Below are 16,608 nucleotides of genomic sequence, written 5' to 3'. Positions count from 1 at the left end.
ATGCGTCTTCCTATACAGCATGCTTTAACTTATCCGGAAATTAGAAACACTCCTTTTGAAAAATTAAAATTATATGAACATCCTGAAATAAATTTTTATAAAATGGATTTAAATAAATTTATAATGCTTAGATTAGCCTATGAATGCGGTATGAAAGGAGGACTTTATCCTTGCGTATTGAATGCTGCTAATGAAATATGTGTTTATTCATTTTTAGAAAAAAGAATAAAATTCACAAATATATTTGATATCGTATCAAAAATATGTGATAGAAATATCAATATTCCATTAACTATAGACAATATTATTAACATGGATAGCGAAATAAGAAAAGAAACTGCTTGGATAATTAATAATATTTAAATATTATATTAATTTATTGTCACAATATAATCTCTACATATTGAAAAATAATAAAAAATATTTATAATGGTAAAATTTGTTGTATGAAAATTATAATTCAATATAAGGATCAGTATCATGAAAATAACATCCATTAAAACTAAGAAAGTAGAATTGGAATTAAAAGAACCATTTGTAACAGCTGCTTTATCAAGAACTAGTCAGCCTACTATATTAGTAAAAGTAGAAACAGATGAAGGAATAATTGGATATGGTGAAAGCGTACCAACTAGACATATAGTTGGGGAATCACCTGATTCTATAGAAATCATAATAAAAGAAATTGAAAATAAAATAAAAGGCGAAAACCCTTTAGATATTGAAAGCATACATAGAACTATGGATAAATTTATAGTTGGAAATAACGGAGCAAAAGCAGGCATTGATATAGCATTATACGATATAAAAGGAAAGTTAATGAATCAGCCATTATACAAAGTTCTAGGAGGTTTCTCAAATCAAATAGAATCAGATGTAACATTGTCTATAAATAAAAAAGAAGAAATGGTTGAATCAGCTATTAAATATGTAAAAGCAGGTTTTAAAATCTTAAAAGTAAAAATAGGACTTGAACCAAAAAAAGATATAGAAACTATAAAAATGATAAGAGAAGCTGTTGGAAACGACATTATCATAAAAGCAGATGCCAATCAAGGTTATACAGTTGCAGAAGCTGTTAACGTATTCAATGAATTACTAAAATATGACGTTCACGGTATAGAGCAACCGGTTCCGTACTGGGATATAAATAATATGGCAGAAGTAAGAAAAAAAACATCTATGGAAATAGTTGCTGATGAATCAGTAAAAGATCATCATGATGCAATGAAATTTATCAGAGCAGGAGCTTGCGATAAAGTTAATATAAAACTTACAAAATCTTCAGGAATATTTAAAGCAGAAAAAATAAATGCTGTGTGCGAAGCAGCAGGAATACATTGTATGGTTGGATGTATGGTTGAAAGCAGAGTAGCAATAACAGCTGGTGCTCATTTTGCTGCAAGCAAAGCAAATATATTAGATGCTGATTTAGACGGATATGTTCTAACAAAAGAATTGCCATTTGTAAACGGAGGTTTTACTGCGGAAAATGGTCTTATAACGCTTTTAGATAAACCAGGACTTGGTTTAGATATAGAATTTTAATTTTAATAATTTGGGGGAAAGTAATGGAAAAAACATCTCTAATAACATCTGTACCAGGTGTTACTGCAGGTATAATCTTAATTGCCACAATGAGTTTATATCTAATCAAATTCAGATTTTTTAAATCTTTAGGACCGGCATTAATATGTATATTAGGAGGTTTATTATTATCAAATATACGTGTTATGCCTTTTTCTTAACCAGTATATTCATATATATCTGGAGAAGTAATTATGTTAGGTATTGCTGTTATGCTGTTAAATGTTGATTTAAAAGGTTTAATAAAATTATCTAAAGAACCTCTTGTAGCTATGGCTTTAGCAGTAATTACTGTATGTGTAGTTGTATTTGCTTTATCATTTATATTTGTACCTATAATTCCAGAAGGTTGGAAATTAGCTGGTATGTTAGTTGGTACATATACGGGAGGAAGCCCTAATTTAAATGCTATAGCTGTTGGATTGAATGCATCTGAAGATTTGATAGCTGCTGCAAATGCTGCTGACTATGCTGCTTATCCATTCTATATAGTTTTAGTAATGTATTTAGCTTCAAATCTTAGAAGATTTAAATGGTTTGAAAAAATATGGCCATACAGACTTGAAGAAGAAGAATTGTTGTTAAAAGGCGGAAGCACATTCTTAAAACCAAAAGAATGGAGTATTCATGATATCGCATGGATATTAACTTTGGGATATTGTATAGTTGCTGCAAGCGGATTTATATCCGGTTTATTTCCAAGCTCATTACAAAGCACAATGAAAATTATTATATTAACTACTATATCTATAATTGTTGCACAATTTAAAAAAGTACAGGATTTAAAAGGTACTATGGATATAGGTTTATTTTTATCATTATTCTTTTTAGCTAGAATAGGTTTAACAATAAATATAATGGAATTCTTAAAATCTGCTATATTATCAAGTTTATTCTGTGCTTCAGTAATGTTTATAACTTTAACAGTACATGCTATATTATGCAGACTGTTCAAAATAAAATATCAATATGTATTAGTTGCTGTGCAATCAGCTATAGGTTCATCTTCAAGCTCAACAGTATTGGCAGCTTCTGCAGGATGGGAAAGCTTAATAAGTGTAGCTGTTATACTTGGTGTTTTAGGCGGAGCTGTAGGAAATTACGTTGGAATAGGTATGGCATATTTAATAAAATTTATATTTAAATACTAATATAAATTGGGAGAATATCATATTATGAGAATATTTAATTTATATCAATCCGGCATATTAATATCTAAATTTCATTTTGATAATTCATTTAAATATTTAGAAGAGCTGGATTTTTTTAATTTATCTTTCAAAGAAAAAAGAGAAATAAATAAAGAAGACATAAAAAGATATATATTTCTATATTATATGGATTTGGAATTAGCTGATAAAATTTTGAATATTAAAGATAATGATTTTTCTAAAGATGAGATAAACATTAATAACATCCTATATAAAAAACATTCAGACTTTAATAATATATATGCAGCTATGAGCGGTAAAAATCCTCTTGATATAATTGTTGCAGAAAATTCTATAAAAGGTTTCATAATAGCATCTAGGGATAGTAATTCTATTTTCATAGAAGAAGGTTATGAAGATAATACTTTTATAAAAGAATGGAAAAAACAAATTCCTAATGAAAAATTAAACAGTATAAAAGAACAAAAAACTGTTTATATACCAATGAGAGATGGAGTAAAACTTGCAACAGAGGTTTTAATTCCAAATGTAAAAGACAAAGTACCTGCTATACTTGTTAGAACTCCTTATAACAGATTAAATAAAATAGAAACTTATTATAGATATGTTTTAAGAGGATATGCAGTATGCGTTCAGGATGTAAGAGGAAGAGGGGATTCTGACGGAGAATGGATACCAAAATATCATGAAGTTGATGACGGTGATGATACTATCAATTTTATAGCTAATGAAGAATGGTGTAATAGTTCAGTTGGCATGATAGGCGGATCGTATTTGGGATGTGTACAATGGTCAGCTGCAGGAAGCGGTAATGAACATTTAAAAGCATTAATAAGTATAGTTACATCAGGAAACCCATTTGTAGATTTGCCTAGAAAAAATGGTACTTTTTCATCCGGCGTATTAGCTTGGGCTTTTTCTGTTAAAGATAAAGTTCATGATAAAAATAACATGCAAAGAACTGATTGGGATGAAGTAATAAATATAAGACCTATTAAAGATATACCTATTAAAGCATTAGGACATAATATAGGTTTTTGGGATAAATGGTGCAGCCATGAAGTATATGATGAATTTTGGGCTCATTGTAACTGGTATGAAAAAAGGGACAATATAAAAACTCCTGCATTAATAGTATCCGGATGGTATGATGACAATGGAGATGCTACAAGTTTAGCTATTGATGTAGTAAGTAAATATAAAAATGACAGCGATAAAAAAATAATATTAGGTGCTTGGATGCATGACGGTAATTCTACAAGAAATATAAATTCTTTGCAATTAGGAACAAATGCATTAAGATATGATATAGATTTAATATTTTTAAAATGGTTCGATAAGAAATTAAAAAATATTAATAATGATATAGAAAACAGACCTAATGTTGAATATTATGCTGTTGGTAAAAATGAATGGAAACAGGCAAATAAATGGTATCCTGAATATTCAAAACCTGTAAACTATTATCTATCAGCAAATAACAAATTATCATTAAATGCACCTGAAACTGATGTTGAAGAAAAATATATATTTAATCCTAAAGATGCTCCGGAACATTTAATAGACATATCACAAAATGAAATATGTGTTCCTGCAGATTATCAGGAAATTGAAAAAAGAGATGATGTTATAATATTTACAACAGAAGAGTTTGAAAAAGAAACCACAATAGTTGGAAGTGCTAAAATAACATTTTATGCAAAAAGTTCAGCTAAAGATACAGATTTCGTTGTTAGATTAACAGAAGTAGATTCTAAAGGAAGATCTATGAGATTATGCGACGGTTTCATAAGAGCAAAATTCAGAGAAGGTGTAGATAAAATATCTCTCTTAGAACCTGGAAAAATATATAAATACGAAATAGTAACTACAAAAATAGCAAATACTTTCTTAAAAGGAACAAAACTAAGATTGCAGGTAATGTCAGGAGCTAAAAATTATATATTCCCAAATCAAAATACAGGAAACAATATCTTTGAAGATACAGAATTTATAAATGCTGAACAAACAATTATAAGTTCTAAAGAATATCCTTCATTTGTAGAACTATATACTTTTTAATTAATTATTACAAAAAAGACTTACTATAAAAAATAAATATAGTAAGTCTTTTTTATATAGTTGATAATTTTACTTTTATAGTATATCATTTATATAAATTTTAAATCGTTATAAGGAAATATTATGCGTTTATCAAAAATGTTTATTCCAACATTAAAAGAAGCACCTAGCGATGCGGTAATAGCTTCAAATAAATTAATGTTGAGAGCAGGACTTGCTAGAAAAATATCTAACGGACTTTATTCATACTTGCCGCTTGGTGTTAGAGTATTGAATAAAATATCAAATATAATACGTGAAGAAATGGATGCTATAGATTCAAATGAATGCATAATGCCGATACTTGTTTCAAAAGAATTATTAACTCCGTCAGGAAGATGGGAAAGATTTAAAAAAGAGTTATTCAGATTAAAAGACAGAAATAATGTTGATATGGCTATGGGACCTACACATGAAGAGGCTTTCACCATAACAGCACAAAATGAAATACAATCATATAAAGATTTTCCGCTTACTTTATATCAAATACATACAAAATTCAGAGATGAAATACGTCCGAGATTTGGAGTTATACGCTCAAAAGAGTTTATAATGAAAGATGCTTATTCATTTCATATAACAAAAGAGTGTTTAGATAAAACTTATAATGATATGAGCAGAGCATATACAAAAATTTTCAAAAGAATGGGACTTGATACTGTAAGCGTAAAAGCAGACAGCGGTGCTATGGGAGGAGAAGGCAGCGAAGAGTTTATGGTTTTAAGTGAAGTAGGTGAGGAGACAATAATTTTCTGCTCTAAATGCAGTTACAGAGCAAATGTAGAAAAGGCAAACGTAAAAAATGAAGAACCTGCAAATACATACACAGATAAACCATTAGAAGAAGTACATACTCCAGATATAAGAACTATCAATGATTTGGAAAAGTTTTTCAATACAACTGCTGATCATTTCATAAAAAGTATAATATACAAAACTGAAGAGGGTGAAGTTATACTTGTTGTAATTAGAGGTGATTTAGAAATTAATGAAACTAAACTTTGCAATGCTTTAGGCGGACTAGAAATAGAACTTGCTGATGAAAATATTGTAAAAGAAGTTACAGGAGCTAGAGTAGGTTTTGCTTCTCCAATAGGATTAAAGAAGAAAATTAGAATTTTTGCTGATCATACAATAAAATCTGTATCAGATGCCATAGTTGGCGGAAATAAAGATGATACGCATATAAAAAATGTTAATATAAACAGAGATTTTAATATTGATGTTTGGGGAGATTTCAGAGCAGCAAAAGAAGGAGATAAATGTCCTGAATGCGGTGAAGTTCTTTATCAAAAGAAAGGATTGGAATTAGGACATATTTTTAAACTTGGAGATAAGTATACTGAAGCATTTAATTTTAAAGTTTTAGATGAAAATAATAAAGAAATAATACCTATAATGGGATGCTATGGTATCGGAGTTACTAGGGCTTTTGCTTCTGTAATAGAACAAAATTATGATGATAAAGGAATTATATTTCCTATAAGTGTAGCTCCTTATGAAGCTATTGTAGTTGCTATTGATAAAAAAACTGAAGAATCATTCAAAAAAGCTGAAGAAATATATAAATCTCTTAATAGTCTTGGAGTTGAAACTATTTTTGATGACAGAGAAGAGAGACTTGGAGTTAAACTTAATGACTGTGATTTAATAGGAATACCTATGAGAATAATGGTTGGAAAAAAATCTCTTCAAAGAGGTGTAGTAGAATTTAAACTAAGAAATTCATCTGAAAGTATAGAAGTAAAAGTTGAAGAAATAGCAGATTATGTAAAAAATAAAAAACAAGAATTATTTGCTTCAATAAACAGCAAATTATAATATATTAAAAATGAATAAGGAAGTTTATCTTTCTTATTCATTTTTATTTAACCTTTTCAATTATGAACAATATAGAACTCATCAATAGTTGTAATAATGATATAATAGATTCTATTTATTCTATAGCTTCTAAAAGCGAATACACTGTTTTGTCAAAAGATTATATAAAACATTATATAGAAGATAAATTCCATAATGTCATTATAATTAAAAATCAAGAACAAATTGTTGGATTTCTAATATACTTTTTATTAACTCCTGAGATAGATATAATATTTATAGCTTCATATCCTCATAATAAAGGATACGGCAGAAAATTATTATCATATTTATTTGATGATGCTGTAAAAAATAATGTTAATAGCATAAAATTAGATTTGCATCAAAATAATACCGCCGCTAAAAACTTTTATATAAAAAATGGTTTTAAAGAAATATCAATTAGAAACAAATATTATAATAATCAATTTGACGCTATTATAATGGAAAAACAAATTGATAAAATTAGTGGAATTTCTTAAAAGCCAATATACATAGTATGCCAAATATTATATTAGGCATCCAAGCAGCAATAAAAGCATTCATATTTCCGGCTTCACCCATAGATCTGAATATCATAACAATAGAATAATAAAACAATGCTACTAATATAACCAATACTAAACTTACAACTAATACACTTTGAGTAGAAAATTTAGAAAATAATGACGCTAATAAAACTATAATAAATCCTGAAAAACAATATGATATTCTATAATGCAAATCAGTTTCCAATTTTGATGTATTCATATTTACTTCTTTCTGTAATTTTATAATACGTGCTTCTTCAGTTATACTCATAGAATCCAATAAAGGACGTCCGTAAAAATGTTCCGGTCTTTCCAAAACATCCAATTGATAATTTGTTATCTCTTGAACAGTTATTTCTTTATTATCACTAAATGTAGTTAATATTCCGCTGGATACATACCATTTTCTATCATTATTATTCCATTGTATATAAGGGCTTGATATTCTCATTTTTATAGCCCCATCATCATTCAATTTTAATATTATTGTATTTGTCATATATTGTTCTTGATAAAAATATGTATCTATAAAATAAATATAATTATTTCCTCCAAACAACTGCCAAGGTCCGCTTTCAGTAGCCTGTCCAAAACCATTTATTGTATCATTGGCTATAAAAGCTTTTTTATTAAATGGTGCTGCAACAAATTGCCAGAAAAATACAAGAAATAAACATAAAAATATAACTATTATAAATATCGGGCTAGAAAATTTAAATAAACTAATACCAGAATTTTCAACAGCTATCATTTCTTTATTTTTTACAAAAGTTCCTAGTACGTAAGTGGAAGAAAACATCAATGCTACAGGAAAAATATAATATATATTATGCGGTATTCTAAAAAAGTGATAAGTAATAAAATATTGCATCAACTCTATATGCTGAGTATAATGAGATAATCTCGCACTTATTTCTGCTATTGTAACCAAAATAACAAATAAAAATAATGATCCAAAGAAAAAAGAAAGGAACTCTTTTAATAAATACAGATTTAGCTTCTTCATTAACTCACATCTATACCGTATTCTTCATTAAGACGATTTAGTTCATCTGTTATATTATTATGTAATTCTTTTATTTTTTCAAGCAATGCTGAAGGTTTAGATTTGCTTGTTTTACCGGAACCAAATACTTTACTTATTTTTCTTTTAGCCTGAACTAAAGTCTGTGCTTTAACTTTAGGGTCTGGTATAAATTTAGAAGCATCCATACCAAGCAATGCTCCCATATAAAGCATGCCTTCATAACCAAAATTATTATCTATATCAGGTCCAAAAGACTTTAATTTCTCAAAATTTTCTTTTCCATTTTGCATACATTCTATAGAAGCTGAATATAACTCGCTTGCTTTATATTGGAAAAATGGTATAAGTCTATCATAATTTTCATTAGGATAAGCTGTAGCCAAATCCTCTAATGTCCAGCTTAGTCTTAAAGAACATAATGCTTTTTTTAAAGTAGGAGCAGTATCTTTACCATGATAATGATAACCATCCAATGCTAAAAAATAACTTGCCGCACCCTCTAATAATGTCCTATTTCTTGTAAAATCTACATCATCACCAAAAAACTCTTTCATATATATAGCTCTCTGAGAAGCTGTATCAGATGCTATATTTTTTTTCTTAGGATCTATTAATTGAAAATCTTCCTGAAAAGCAGCATATAAGCAATTTGGACAAACTACAACAACATATATCAATGGATATACAACTCCATATCTCTTACTCTTTTCATAAGTTCTTCTTAAATCATCTCTTAATTTTCCTGCTATCAATCTTCCGCCGCCGCTAAGAAGCATCTCATGATAAAACTCTCCTTTGCATACAGGGCATGTTCTTGGATTTTTTTCTATAAAAGACACTTTTGGTTGTTCATCACTCATAAAAACATCCTATTTTTTACAATTATTTAATTAAACATTTTAAATATAAAAACGTCAAATAAATTATCGGTTTATTTTAATTTTTCAACATCACTTATATTTATCTTAGTTACTCTCAATTCTTGAAATATATCATTATAATATAAAAGATAAAAATAAGGATATTGTGCTGCAGCAACTTTTACATTTCCTTTACTAGTTCCTAATACTGATAAATCTATTATTCTGCCATCCATAAATAGATTTTTATTTCCATCTTCTTTAAGATACAAAGCAGTCACCTCAAAACCATAATTTAATTTAGCATCTAAAGAGATAATATTTTTATCGTCTTCTACTAAAATACCATTACTAAAACTTCCATGATAAAATCTCATATAATTTATTGTATTTTTATTATCTTTTGTTGTATAAAGTACATTAAATCTATTATGCTCTTCATGAATTACAGTATAAATATCAGAATTAGTTACTATTGCTTTATCATCAAAGAATCTAAACGCTGTATTAGTTTTCCTTGAACCGTAAAATATATTTCCTGTTTGATAATCACGTATAAATAAGGCATACCCGTCTTTTTCTGCTACAGGATAAACACTATCAACTATATTATTTGTATAAACAAAATCAGTAAAAAAATTGTCTCTGTAGAATCTGGATACGGATAAAACTCCTTTGCTATTTATAAAAAATAATGTAGGATAATAGAATGCTGATATAACCAATTTCAAATCTATTATTTTTTTATTTTCTGTTAAATCCATAGCATAATTATTAAAAGAACCGCCGTTATTATTAGCATACAATAATCTGCTGCCTCTATTATATGCTGTATGAATATTATTTTCATTGGTTGCTAGGGTAATAAATCCTCCTATATCTCTATTATCATCAAGCAAAGTTCTGCTGAATTTTCCATCTTTTCCAGTAACATAAACAGCAGTATTTAATATATTATCATAATATGCAAAGTGTATGCTATTTTTAGCATCAACATATAAATCGGTAATATAAGGTTCTTCCCTTAAAGAAGCAATAGACCATGTTAAAAGGGTTTCAACTCCGCTCATTCTAATATAATGCTCTGTAATAGGAGGAGCATCATTTCTTAAATCTTTTTGATACTGAGCAGTTAAACTAGCACATAAAAAAATAATTAATACTGCTATTATCAATAATATACTATTTTTTCTTAGTTTTTTTACCATCATCTATTTTACTTACAGATTCTAAACCTTCCTCTTTAGGCCTTATAAATCTGCATTTAATTACATTTCCTTTATCATCAAGCAATGCTTTTATATGCGAATAATAGAATATACAATGTTCTATATATGCATTATCATCAACTATAGAACCATATAAATAACTAACACCTTTAATAAGTACATTGCTTCCTATATTTACAGGGTGATTATCACTTCCTGTAACATTTACGCCTCTTTCTAGTATTGTATTCTTACCTATATATACATTTCCTTTAATCTGATTTCCAGAATATATTTGAACATTATTATCGATTATAAGCTTTTGATTATCTAAACATGAAAGAAGGGCATTATCTCCAATATAGGCATGTTCTCCAAGATAAACATTTCCTTCTAATTTAGCACCATGCGATATAGTAACACCATAATTTATTTTTACGCCTTTGCCAATATATGCCCCTTTTCCAACATATATATCTAATGGTTTTTCATCTTTATCTATCTCTAATATTTGATCGACAACACTGTCATCTATAAAGAAATCCTCTCCGTCATATATAGTAATAATATTTTTTAGCTTGTCATAAACATTAGATCTGGCAATAGATTCCATTTCTTTAAGAACTGTTTTATCATTAAATCCTAAAACAACTCTGCTGTCTTTAGGCATATATGTAGAAATTGATAAATTATTATTAAAGAAAATTTCTATTAAATCAGTTAAATATAATTCATTTTGAGCATTGTTTGCCTGTAATGTTTGTATCAACTCTTCTAAAGGCTTCATTTTAAAACCATATATACCTGCCACATATTCATTAAAATTATCTAGAAGTTCATCTTTTTCATAAGAAAACTTTTCATCTTTATAAGTTTTATATAATTTCTCATCATCTTTCATGGCAAGAATATCTTTATATTCAATAACTCCCAATACATTGCCTTGAGATTTCTGTTTATATTTACTTACTTTACGGTCATAAGTTAATCCTCTGCTTCTAAGTATCCTGCCGTAATAATTGCTTCCTTTAGGTCCGTCATATAAAGCAGTCATAACTATCATATCAGTTTTTGATTTAATAAACTCTTCATGGAATTCTTTCATAGTTTCAGAATCTATAAGTCCCATATCAGCATATATTACATAACAATATTTAATATTTTTTAAATCACTCTTTTCAAGCCCTACTTTAACAGCATGTCCTGTACCTCTTTGTTCTTCCTGATATGCAAAATTTGTATTTGCTTGTTTTCCAACTGCATTCGCAACATCTAAAGCTTTTATTCCAACAACTATAGTAATATTACTTTTAGGCATACCATTTCTAACTGCAAGTCTAACTCTTTCTATACTAGGTACTCCCCAAATAGTATGGAGCATCTTTGAAGTGGAACTTCTTATTCTTTTCCCATGACCAGCAGCCAATATAATAACCAAAGTGTCATTCTTTGAAAATTTTGATGATAATGAAGCGAGAGCATTTTCAATTTCTACTACATTTTTTTCCATAAAGAGAACTCCTAATTTTGTGTTTAATAGTTTTTATTTTTTATTTTGTTTATTTTTGTATATTTGTTCAAAAACAGGTTTTTTAATATTGGGTGCCTTAGAATATTCTTCAGTTTTTTCTTCTATTTTATCTTTTGCTTTTAAAATATCCTCTAAACTATTTTTTTTATAATTAATAGGAAGTATTGCATTTTTACTATCCAATTCTAATTTATCATTTTTATTTCCTTCAAAAGTTTCATCTTCTTTTAGCCACTTTCTCAAGACTTTAACTATAGATTCTGATAATTTATCTAATTTTTGTTTAGCTCTTACATTGCCTCCCAAGTTTGAGTCTTCTTTTAGAATAAATTTATATAATTGCATGGCTTTTATAATATTTTTCTTTTCAAAATTATAATAGTCTGCTATCTTTTCAATACCTCCAAAATATGAAGCTGTCAAATAACAACGGTAAGCTCCTTCTATATCTTTTTGATTAAAAAGCTCATTTCCTTTTCTAATCAAAGCACTTCTTGTAGAATCTTTTATTTCCATATTTCTCTATTATATACTTATAATATTAAAGTTCAAGCATTAATTTAAAGTATCGGATTAAATAAAAAATAAACTATATCAATAAATATAACAATTTATAATATATTATGTTAAACTATTTAATATAGTTTTTACTTTCTGATTTCATTTCTTTTATTATACTATATCCAAGAGGTATTGACAGCAAAAAAGTGAGAATATCTGCAACAGGCTGTGCGGTTTCTATTCCAGTTAATCCAAAAAATTTAGGAAGTAAAAATATTACAGGTATTAAAAACAATCCCTGTTTAGATATAGCGAGTAAAGAAGCTCTAAATGTTTTTCTTGTTGTTTGAAGTATCATACTTGATAATGTTATTACTCCCCAAAATGGAATAGTTAATGCCTGATATCTTAATGCTCTTTCTGATATATCCACAAGTACAGGATCTTTTTCATTAAAAGACATAGATATATTAAAAGCATTTATAAATATGATAGAAGAAAATATCAAAAGTATAATTGTTGATATTTTTATACAAAAATAATATGCTTTGATTACTCTGTCATATTTCTTAGCACCATAATTAAAACCGCATACCGGCTGAAACCCCTGACCAAAACCTATAACAGCAGAATTTGTAAACATACCAACTCTGTTAACTATTGATATTGCAGCAATAGCAGCATCTCCAAAAGGTCCTGCAGCTATATTTAAAAGCATAGTTGATACGCTTGCAATTCCCTGCCTGCAAAGACTTGGAAGGCCTCCTGCTATAATAGCTTTATATTTTTGAAAGCTAGGAGAGAAATCTTTTATTTTTATAGGAAGAGTACCCCAAACATTAGTACCAACTAAAAGTATACAAAAACCTATAAATTGGCTTATTATGGTTCCTATTGCTGCACCTTTTATACCCATCGAAAAAGTAAATATAAGTATAGGATCTAATATTATATTTGTTATAGCTCCTGTTATAAGTCCAACCATAGCAAAAATAGCATTACCCTGCAGTCTCAATTGATTATTTAATACTAAAGATGCTGTCATATACGGTGCACCAATTAAAATATATCTCATATACTCTATAGAATAGGGTAATATAGTTTCTGTTGAACCTAGAATGTAGGCAAGAGGCTTTATAAATATTATTCCAAATACAAGTATAATAAATCCAACCATAATAGATGATACAAACCCCGTAGCCGCCATCTTAGATGCTTCAGAAGTATCCTTAGAACCCAATTTTATAGAAATATATGTTCCGGAACCATGCCCGAAGAAAAAGCCTACAGCCTGTATTATCGCCATCATAGAAAAAACTATACCTACAGCTGCTGTTGATTGAGTATTTATTTTACTCACAAAAAAAGTATCTGCCATATTATAAAATGAAGTTGTAAGCATGCTTATTATTGTTGGAACTGCCATTTTAGCTACAAGTTTTTCTACAGGCTTTTCTGTTAATTCTTTATATTTCAATTCCTGTTTTTTAGAATCATTATTAATTATTTCATCTCCCATATCAAACACCAATCAATAAAATATATTCCAAGCAATATATAAAGTATATAACTTTTTTATATAACTTCAATATTATTTTTTATTTGACTTTTTTTATTTTTCTAGTACGATATAAGTAAACATAATAATATACGGATAAAATAATGAATAACAGCATAGAAAATTTTATTTCTAATTTATCAAATAAAGAAAAATATACTTTCACATTAGAGATATCTCCTCAGGCAAAATATGATTTAGGATATATAGAAGAGAAAATAAATCAATCAAAAATCGATGAATATATTAATGCTTTTGTTGTAACTGATTCTCCATTTGCAAATTTAAAAATATCATCAATACTTGCAGCATTGCAATTGCAGCAAAGATTAAATAATAATAAGCCTTTCATTGCAACACAAACTATGAGAGATAAAAACTCAATAGCTTTGCAAAATGATTTGATAGGTGCAAATTATTTTGATATAAGAATGATACTTGCTGTTACAGGTGATCCTATAAATGGCGGAAATCAAAAGCAGGCTAAATCTGTATTTGAAGGTAACTCTGAATTACTTATAGCTATAATAAAAGATCTTAATAAAGGTAAGAGTTTAGGGGAGTTCACTTTTAAAGAGCCGTTAAAACATATATACCCTTTCTGTGTAATAAATAGTTATGCCAAAAATAATGACAGCTTAAAAGTTAGACTAGCTAAAAAAGCAAATTCAGGAGTCAAAGCAATATTTACACAGCCTATATATGAAGCTGAAAGATTAGAGCTGTTATTAAGATGGGTAGATGAACTTCCTTTAAAAAATAAACCTATACTAGTTCCAGGGTTCTTTCCAATACTCACTTATAAAACCGCATATTTTATATATTATAAACTTCCAGGTGCTTATATTCCAGAAAATTGGCTTCATAAACTAAAAAAAGCCAGTGATAAATCTCCTGAAGAAGAGAAAAAAGTAGCTACAGAATTATCATCTGATTTATTTCATAGTATGCTTAAAAAATATAAGAAAATGCATATAATGAGTATGAATAATTATGATTTCGTTGTTGATTTATTAAAAACTATAAAATAAATTAATTAGCAAAATAATAAGAATCTTCACAGAATGATATTATTGCACATGTACTAATTTCCGGATCCATCATATAGCTTTCAGTAAGAACAACATTAAATTCTTCAGGTTTTAATTGATTGAATATTATCCTGTTGCCATACATATTTGTAAGTGCCTTATATCCGAAAGAATATCTGCATCCTACATGTTTTCTTTTGCCATTATTTTTTAAATTAAGCAAATTATCCATATGACTTTGAAGTATATCAACATAATTTTCTATGATATTTGTTCCTAATGCATTATAGAAATAATATTCTTTATATTCATCATTATCATATAAGCCTTTTAAAAACTTATGAAACTTTTCTCCAAGGCTTACAAGAGTAAAACCTATAGTATCCTCTTCTTTGTCAAAAAAATCTACTATTGAATTGTAAGGCTCATTTTCCATACGCTCCAAAGGAATTTCTATTTTTTCATCTTTTAATTCATTAGTTTCAAAATCTACATCATATATGTATAATTTATCATTCTCTGTAATAGTTTTATCAAATCCATAAATCATCACAGGTTCAATTAAATTATTTTCTATAATATTACTTTTCATTTCTTCGTATTTAGGTTCTACTTTTGTTTTAATCATCTCATTATATTTTTCCATATCCTGATTTTTAGCAGAATATCCGAAACCAGCTCTAAAAAGTCTAACTTTATTAATCATATCAAAAGCTTCTTTTTCTATTTGTTTACTGAATTCAAAAACTTTTCTTCCATAGAATGGAGGTTTATTTATATAATGTTCATGATTTTTATGATTTATTTCTGGCATTGCTGTTATTGTCCTTTAATTATTATTTTCTTTATCTCTGTCAGCTATTATCTCTTTTATTGCTAATATATCATCAAAGCCGTCTTTACAGTAAAATATTTTAGCTGTATCTCCATAAACTTTTTTACAGTCATTTTCTACAAACTCTTTTGTAAGTGCAGCTCCTCCCAATATAATAGGTATTTTTAACCCTTTTTCTCTTATATAGGCAAGATTATCTTTCATCACCTCAGTAGATTTTACTAAAAGCCCTGACATACCTATACAGTCTGCATTATGTTCATGATATGCTTCTAAAAATTTTTCTATAGGAACTTTAGTGCCAATATTAACTGTTTCAAATCCATTATTTTTTATGATGATTTCAACTAAATTTTTACCAACATCATGTACGTCTCCTGCCACAGTACCAAGTATTATTTTAGCAGTTTTTTCTTGTTTTTTCTTCTCTAAAAATTCAGATAAGAAATCAACACTTTTCTTCATTACTTCAGCAGAACCTAAAACAAAAGGAAGCTGTATAGTTCCTTCTCCAAATTTCACACCAATATCAGCCATTGTTGGAAGAAGTATTTCATCGATTATAGCCTGTGCAAATTTCTTTTCTCCGCCAAACTCTTCGCTATTTTCTTTTACTTCATTAAGTAAGTTTTGCATATCTTTCCATTCACCGTCAAGCATAGCATCTCTTATAGCTTCCCTTATAGGCTTTTTTATATTTTCTTCATTATTACTAGCTAATTCTTTCTTTTCTTTTTTATCAGAGAAATGATTTATATAATTTATTAAAGGTTCTTTGGTATTGCTTTTATTGTAAATTAATTCTCTT

15 protein-coding genes and 1 pseudogene are annotated in these 16,608 nt (G+C 27.9%); 8 read left to right on the top strand and 8 right to left on the bottom strand.

Features of this window, described 5'->3' with window-relative positions:
• From Q0J90_RS02300 to Q0J90_RS02270, 7 genes and pseudogenes are all read left to right on the top strand, one after another.
• Window positions 1-363 (top strand): annotated as a pseudogene (locus tag Q0J90_RS02300) (1-deoxy-D-xylulose-5-phosphate reductoisomerase); the annotation flags it as partial.
• A gap of 117 nt (window positions 364-480) precedes the next feature.
• A complete protein-coding gene (locus Q0J90_RS02295; RefSeq protein ID WP_297276368.1) occupies window positions 481-1,548 on the top strand; it encodes a mandelate racemase/muconate lactonizing enzyme family protein in 1,068 nt (355 codons plus the stop codon).
• A 23-nt stretch (window positions 1,549-1,571) separates the two neighbouring features.
• The gene (locus tag Q0J90_RS02290) at window positions 1,572-1,748 is read left to right on the top strand and encodes a hypothetical protein (RefSeq protein ID WP_297276367.1); all 177 of its coding nucleotides are present in this window, start codon (window positions 1,572-1,574) and stop codon (window positions 1,746-1,748) included.
• A 15-nt stretch (window positions 1,749-1,763) separates the two neighbouring features.
• Window positions 1,764-2,738 (top strand): DUF819 family protein, encoded by a 975-nt coding sequence (locus tag Q0J90_RS02285; protein ID WP_297276369.1) that lies wholly within the window; start codon window positions 1,764-1,766, stop codon window positions 2,736-2,738.
• Window positions 2,739-2,762: 24 nt separating this feature from the next.
• On the top strand, window positions 2,763-4,820 hold the full coding sequence (locus tag Q0J90_RS02280; protein ID WP_297276366.1) for a CocE/NonD family hydrolase: 2,058 nt from the start codon (window positions 2,763-2,765) through the stop codon (window positions 4,818-4,820).
• Window positions 4,821-4,943: 123 nt separating this feature from the next.
• Window positions 4,944-6,680 (top strand): proline--tRNA ligase, encoded by a 1,737-nt coding sequence (locus tag Q0J90_RS02275; RefSeq protein WP_297276365.1) that lies wholly within the window; start codon window positions 4,944-4,946, stop codon window positions 6,678-6,680.
• 62 nt (window positions 6,681-6,742) lie between these two features.
• A complete protein-coding gene (locus Q0J90_RS02270) occupies window positions 6,743-7,201 on the top strand; it encodes a GNAT family N-acetyltransferase (RefSeq protein ID WP_297276364.1) in 459 nt (152 codons plus the stop codon).
• Here the strand turns inward: Q0J90_RS02270 and Q0J90_RS02265 are convergent.
• From Q0J90_RS02265 to Q0J90_RS02240, 6 genes are all read right to left on the bottom strand, one after another.
• Window positions 7,185-8,255 carry an LptF/LptG family permease gene (locus Q0J90_RS02265; protein ID WP_297276363.1) on the bottom strand — a complete coding sequence of 357 codons (1,071 nt, stop codon included), beginning with the start codon at window positions 8,253-8,255 and terminating at the stop codon, window positions 7,185-7,187. The genes Q0J90_RS02270 and Q0J90_RS02265 overlap by 17 nt on opposite strands.
• Entirely contained in the window at window positions 8,255-9,136 is an 882-nt protein-coding gene (locus Q0J90_RS02260) for a DUF2225 domain-containing protein (protein ID WP_297276362.1), read from the bottom strand. The genes Q0J90_RS02265 and Q0J90_RS02260 overlap by 1 nt, the downstream gene beginning before the upstream one ends.
• Window positions 9,137-9,207: 71 nt before the next feature.
• Window positions 9,208-10,344: a hypothetical protein gene (locus Q0J90_RS02255; protein ID WP_297276361.1), complete on the bottom strand. Its 1,137-nt coding sequence runs from the start codon at window positions 10,342-10,344 to the stop codon at window positions 9,208-9,210.
• Window positions 10,319-11,854: an NTP transferase domain-containing protein gene (locus Q0J90_RS02250; protein WP_297276360.1), complete on the bottom strand. Its 1,536-nt coding sequence runs from the start codon at window positions 11,852-11,854 to the stop codon at window positions 10,319-10,321. The genes Q0J90_RS02255 and Q0J90_RS02250 overlap by 26 nt, the downstream gene beginning before the upstream one ends.
• Before the next feature lie 33 nt (window positions 11,855-11,887).
• Window positions 11,888-12,391, bottom strand: coding sequence for a hypothetical protein (locus Q0J90_RS02245; RefSeq protein WP_297276359.1), 504 nt, complete (start codon window positions 12,389-12,391; stop codon window positions 11,888-11,890).
• 115 nt (window positions 12,392-12,506) lie between these two features.
• On the bottom strand, window positions 12,507-13,895 hold the full coding sequence (locus Q0J90_RS02240) for an MATE family efflux transporter (protein ID WP_297276358.1): 1,389 nt from the start codon (window positions 13,893-13,895) through the stop codon (window positions 12,507-12,509).
• A gap of 143 nt (window positions 13,896-14,038) precedes the next feature.
• Here Q0J90_RS02240 and Q0J90_RS02235 point away from each other — a divergent pair, with 143 nt between their 5' ends.
• Window positions 14,039-14,965 (top strand): methylenetetrahydrofolate reductase, encoded by a 927-nt coding sequence (locus Q0J90_RS02235; RefSeq protein WP_297276357.1) that lies wholly within the window; start codon window positions 14,039-14,041, stop codon window positions 14,963-14,965.
• Between the two features lies 1 nt (window position 14,966).
• Here the strand turns inward: Q0J90_RS02235 and Q0J90_RS02230 are convergent, their stop codons facing one another.
• Window positions 14,967-15,779, bottom strand: coding sequence for a vitamin B12 dependent-methionine synthase activation domain-containing protein (locus Q0J90_RS02230; protein WP_297276356.1), 813 nt, complete (start codon window positions 15,777-15,779; stop codon window positions 14,967-14,969).
• A 15-nt stretch (window positions 15,780-15,794) separates the two neighbouring features.
• The coding region (locus Q0J90_RS02225) for a cobalamin-dependent protein (protein ID WP_297276355.1) at window positions 15,795-16,608 on the bottom strand (814 nt) is incomplete at its 5' end.

The sequence above is a fragment of the uncultured Brachyspira sp. genome (assembly GCF_944390595.1).
In the GTDB taxonomy this organism is placed as follows: Bacteria; Spirochaetota; Brachyspiria; order Brachyspirales; family Brachyspiraceae; genus Brachyspira.
The sequence above is the reverse complement of the archived record's forward strand: the minus strand, read 5'-3'. Positions and strand labels throughout refer to the sequence as shown.

Bases quoted from the DNA above. Each gene is read 5' to 3' on its own strand.
- Q0J90_RS02295 (WP_297276368.1), top strand. From the start codon at position 481: ATGAAAATAACATCCATTAAAACTAAGAAAGTAGAATTGGAATTAAAA.
- Q0J90_RS02290 (WP_297276367.1), top strand. From the start codon at position 1,572: ATGGAAAAAACATCTCTAATAACATCTGTACCAGGTGTTACTGCAGGT.
- Q0J90_RS02280 (WP_297276366.1), top strand. From the start codon at position 2,763: ATGAGAATATTTAATTTATATCAATCCGGCATATTAATATCTAAATTT.
- Q0J90_RS02275 (WP_297276365.1), top strand. From the start codon at position 4,944: ATGCGTTTATCAAAAATGTTTATTCCAACATTAAAAGAAGCACCTAGC.
- Q0J90_RS02270 (WP_297276364.1), top strand. From the start codon at position 6,743: ATGAACAATATAGAACTCATCAATAGTTGTAATAATGATATAATAGAT.
- Q0J90_RS02265 (WP_297276363.1), bottom strand. From the start codon at position 8,255: ATGAAGAAGCTAAATCTGTATTTATTAAAAGAGTTCCTTTCTTTTTTC.
- Q0J90_RS02260 (WP_297276362.1), bottom strand. From the start codon at position 9,136: ATGAGTGATGAACAACCAAAAGTGTCTTTTATAGAAAAAAATCCAAGA.
- Q0J90_RS02255 (WP_297276361.1), bottom strand. From the start codon at position 10,344: ATGGTAAAAAAACTAAGAAAAAATAGTATATTATTGATAATAGCAGTA.
- Q0J90_RS02250 (WP_297276360.1), bottom strand. From the start codon at position 11,854: ATGGAAAAAAATGTAGTAGAAATTGAAAATGCTCTCGCTTCATTATCA.
- Q0J90_RS02245 (WP_297276359.1), bottom strand. From the start codon at position 12,391: ATGGAAATAAAAGATTCTACAAGAAGTGCTTTGATTAGAAAAGGAAAT.
- Q0J90_RS02240 (WP_297276358.1), bottom strand. From the start codon at position 13,895: ATGGGAGATGAAATAATTAATAATGATTCTAAAAAACAGGAATTGAAA.
- Q0J90_RS02235 (WP_297276357.1), top strand. From the start codon at position 14,039: ATGAATAACAGCATAGAAAATTTTATTTCTAATTTATCAAATAAAGAA.
- Q0J90_RS02230 (WP_297276356.1), bottom strand. From the start codon at position 15,779: ATGCCAGAAATAAATCATAAAAATCATGAACATTATATAAATAAACCT.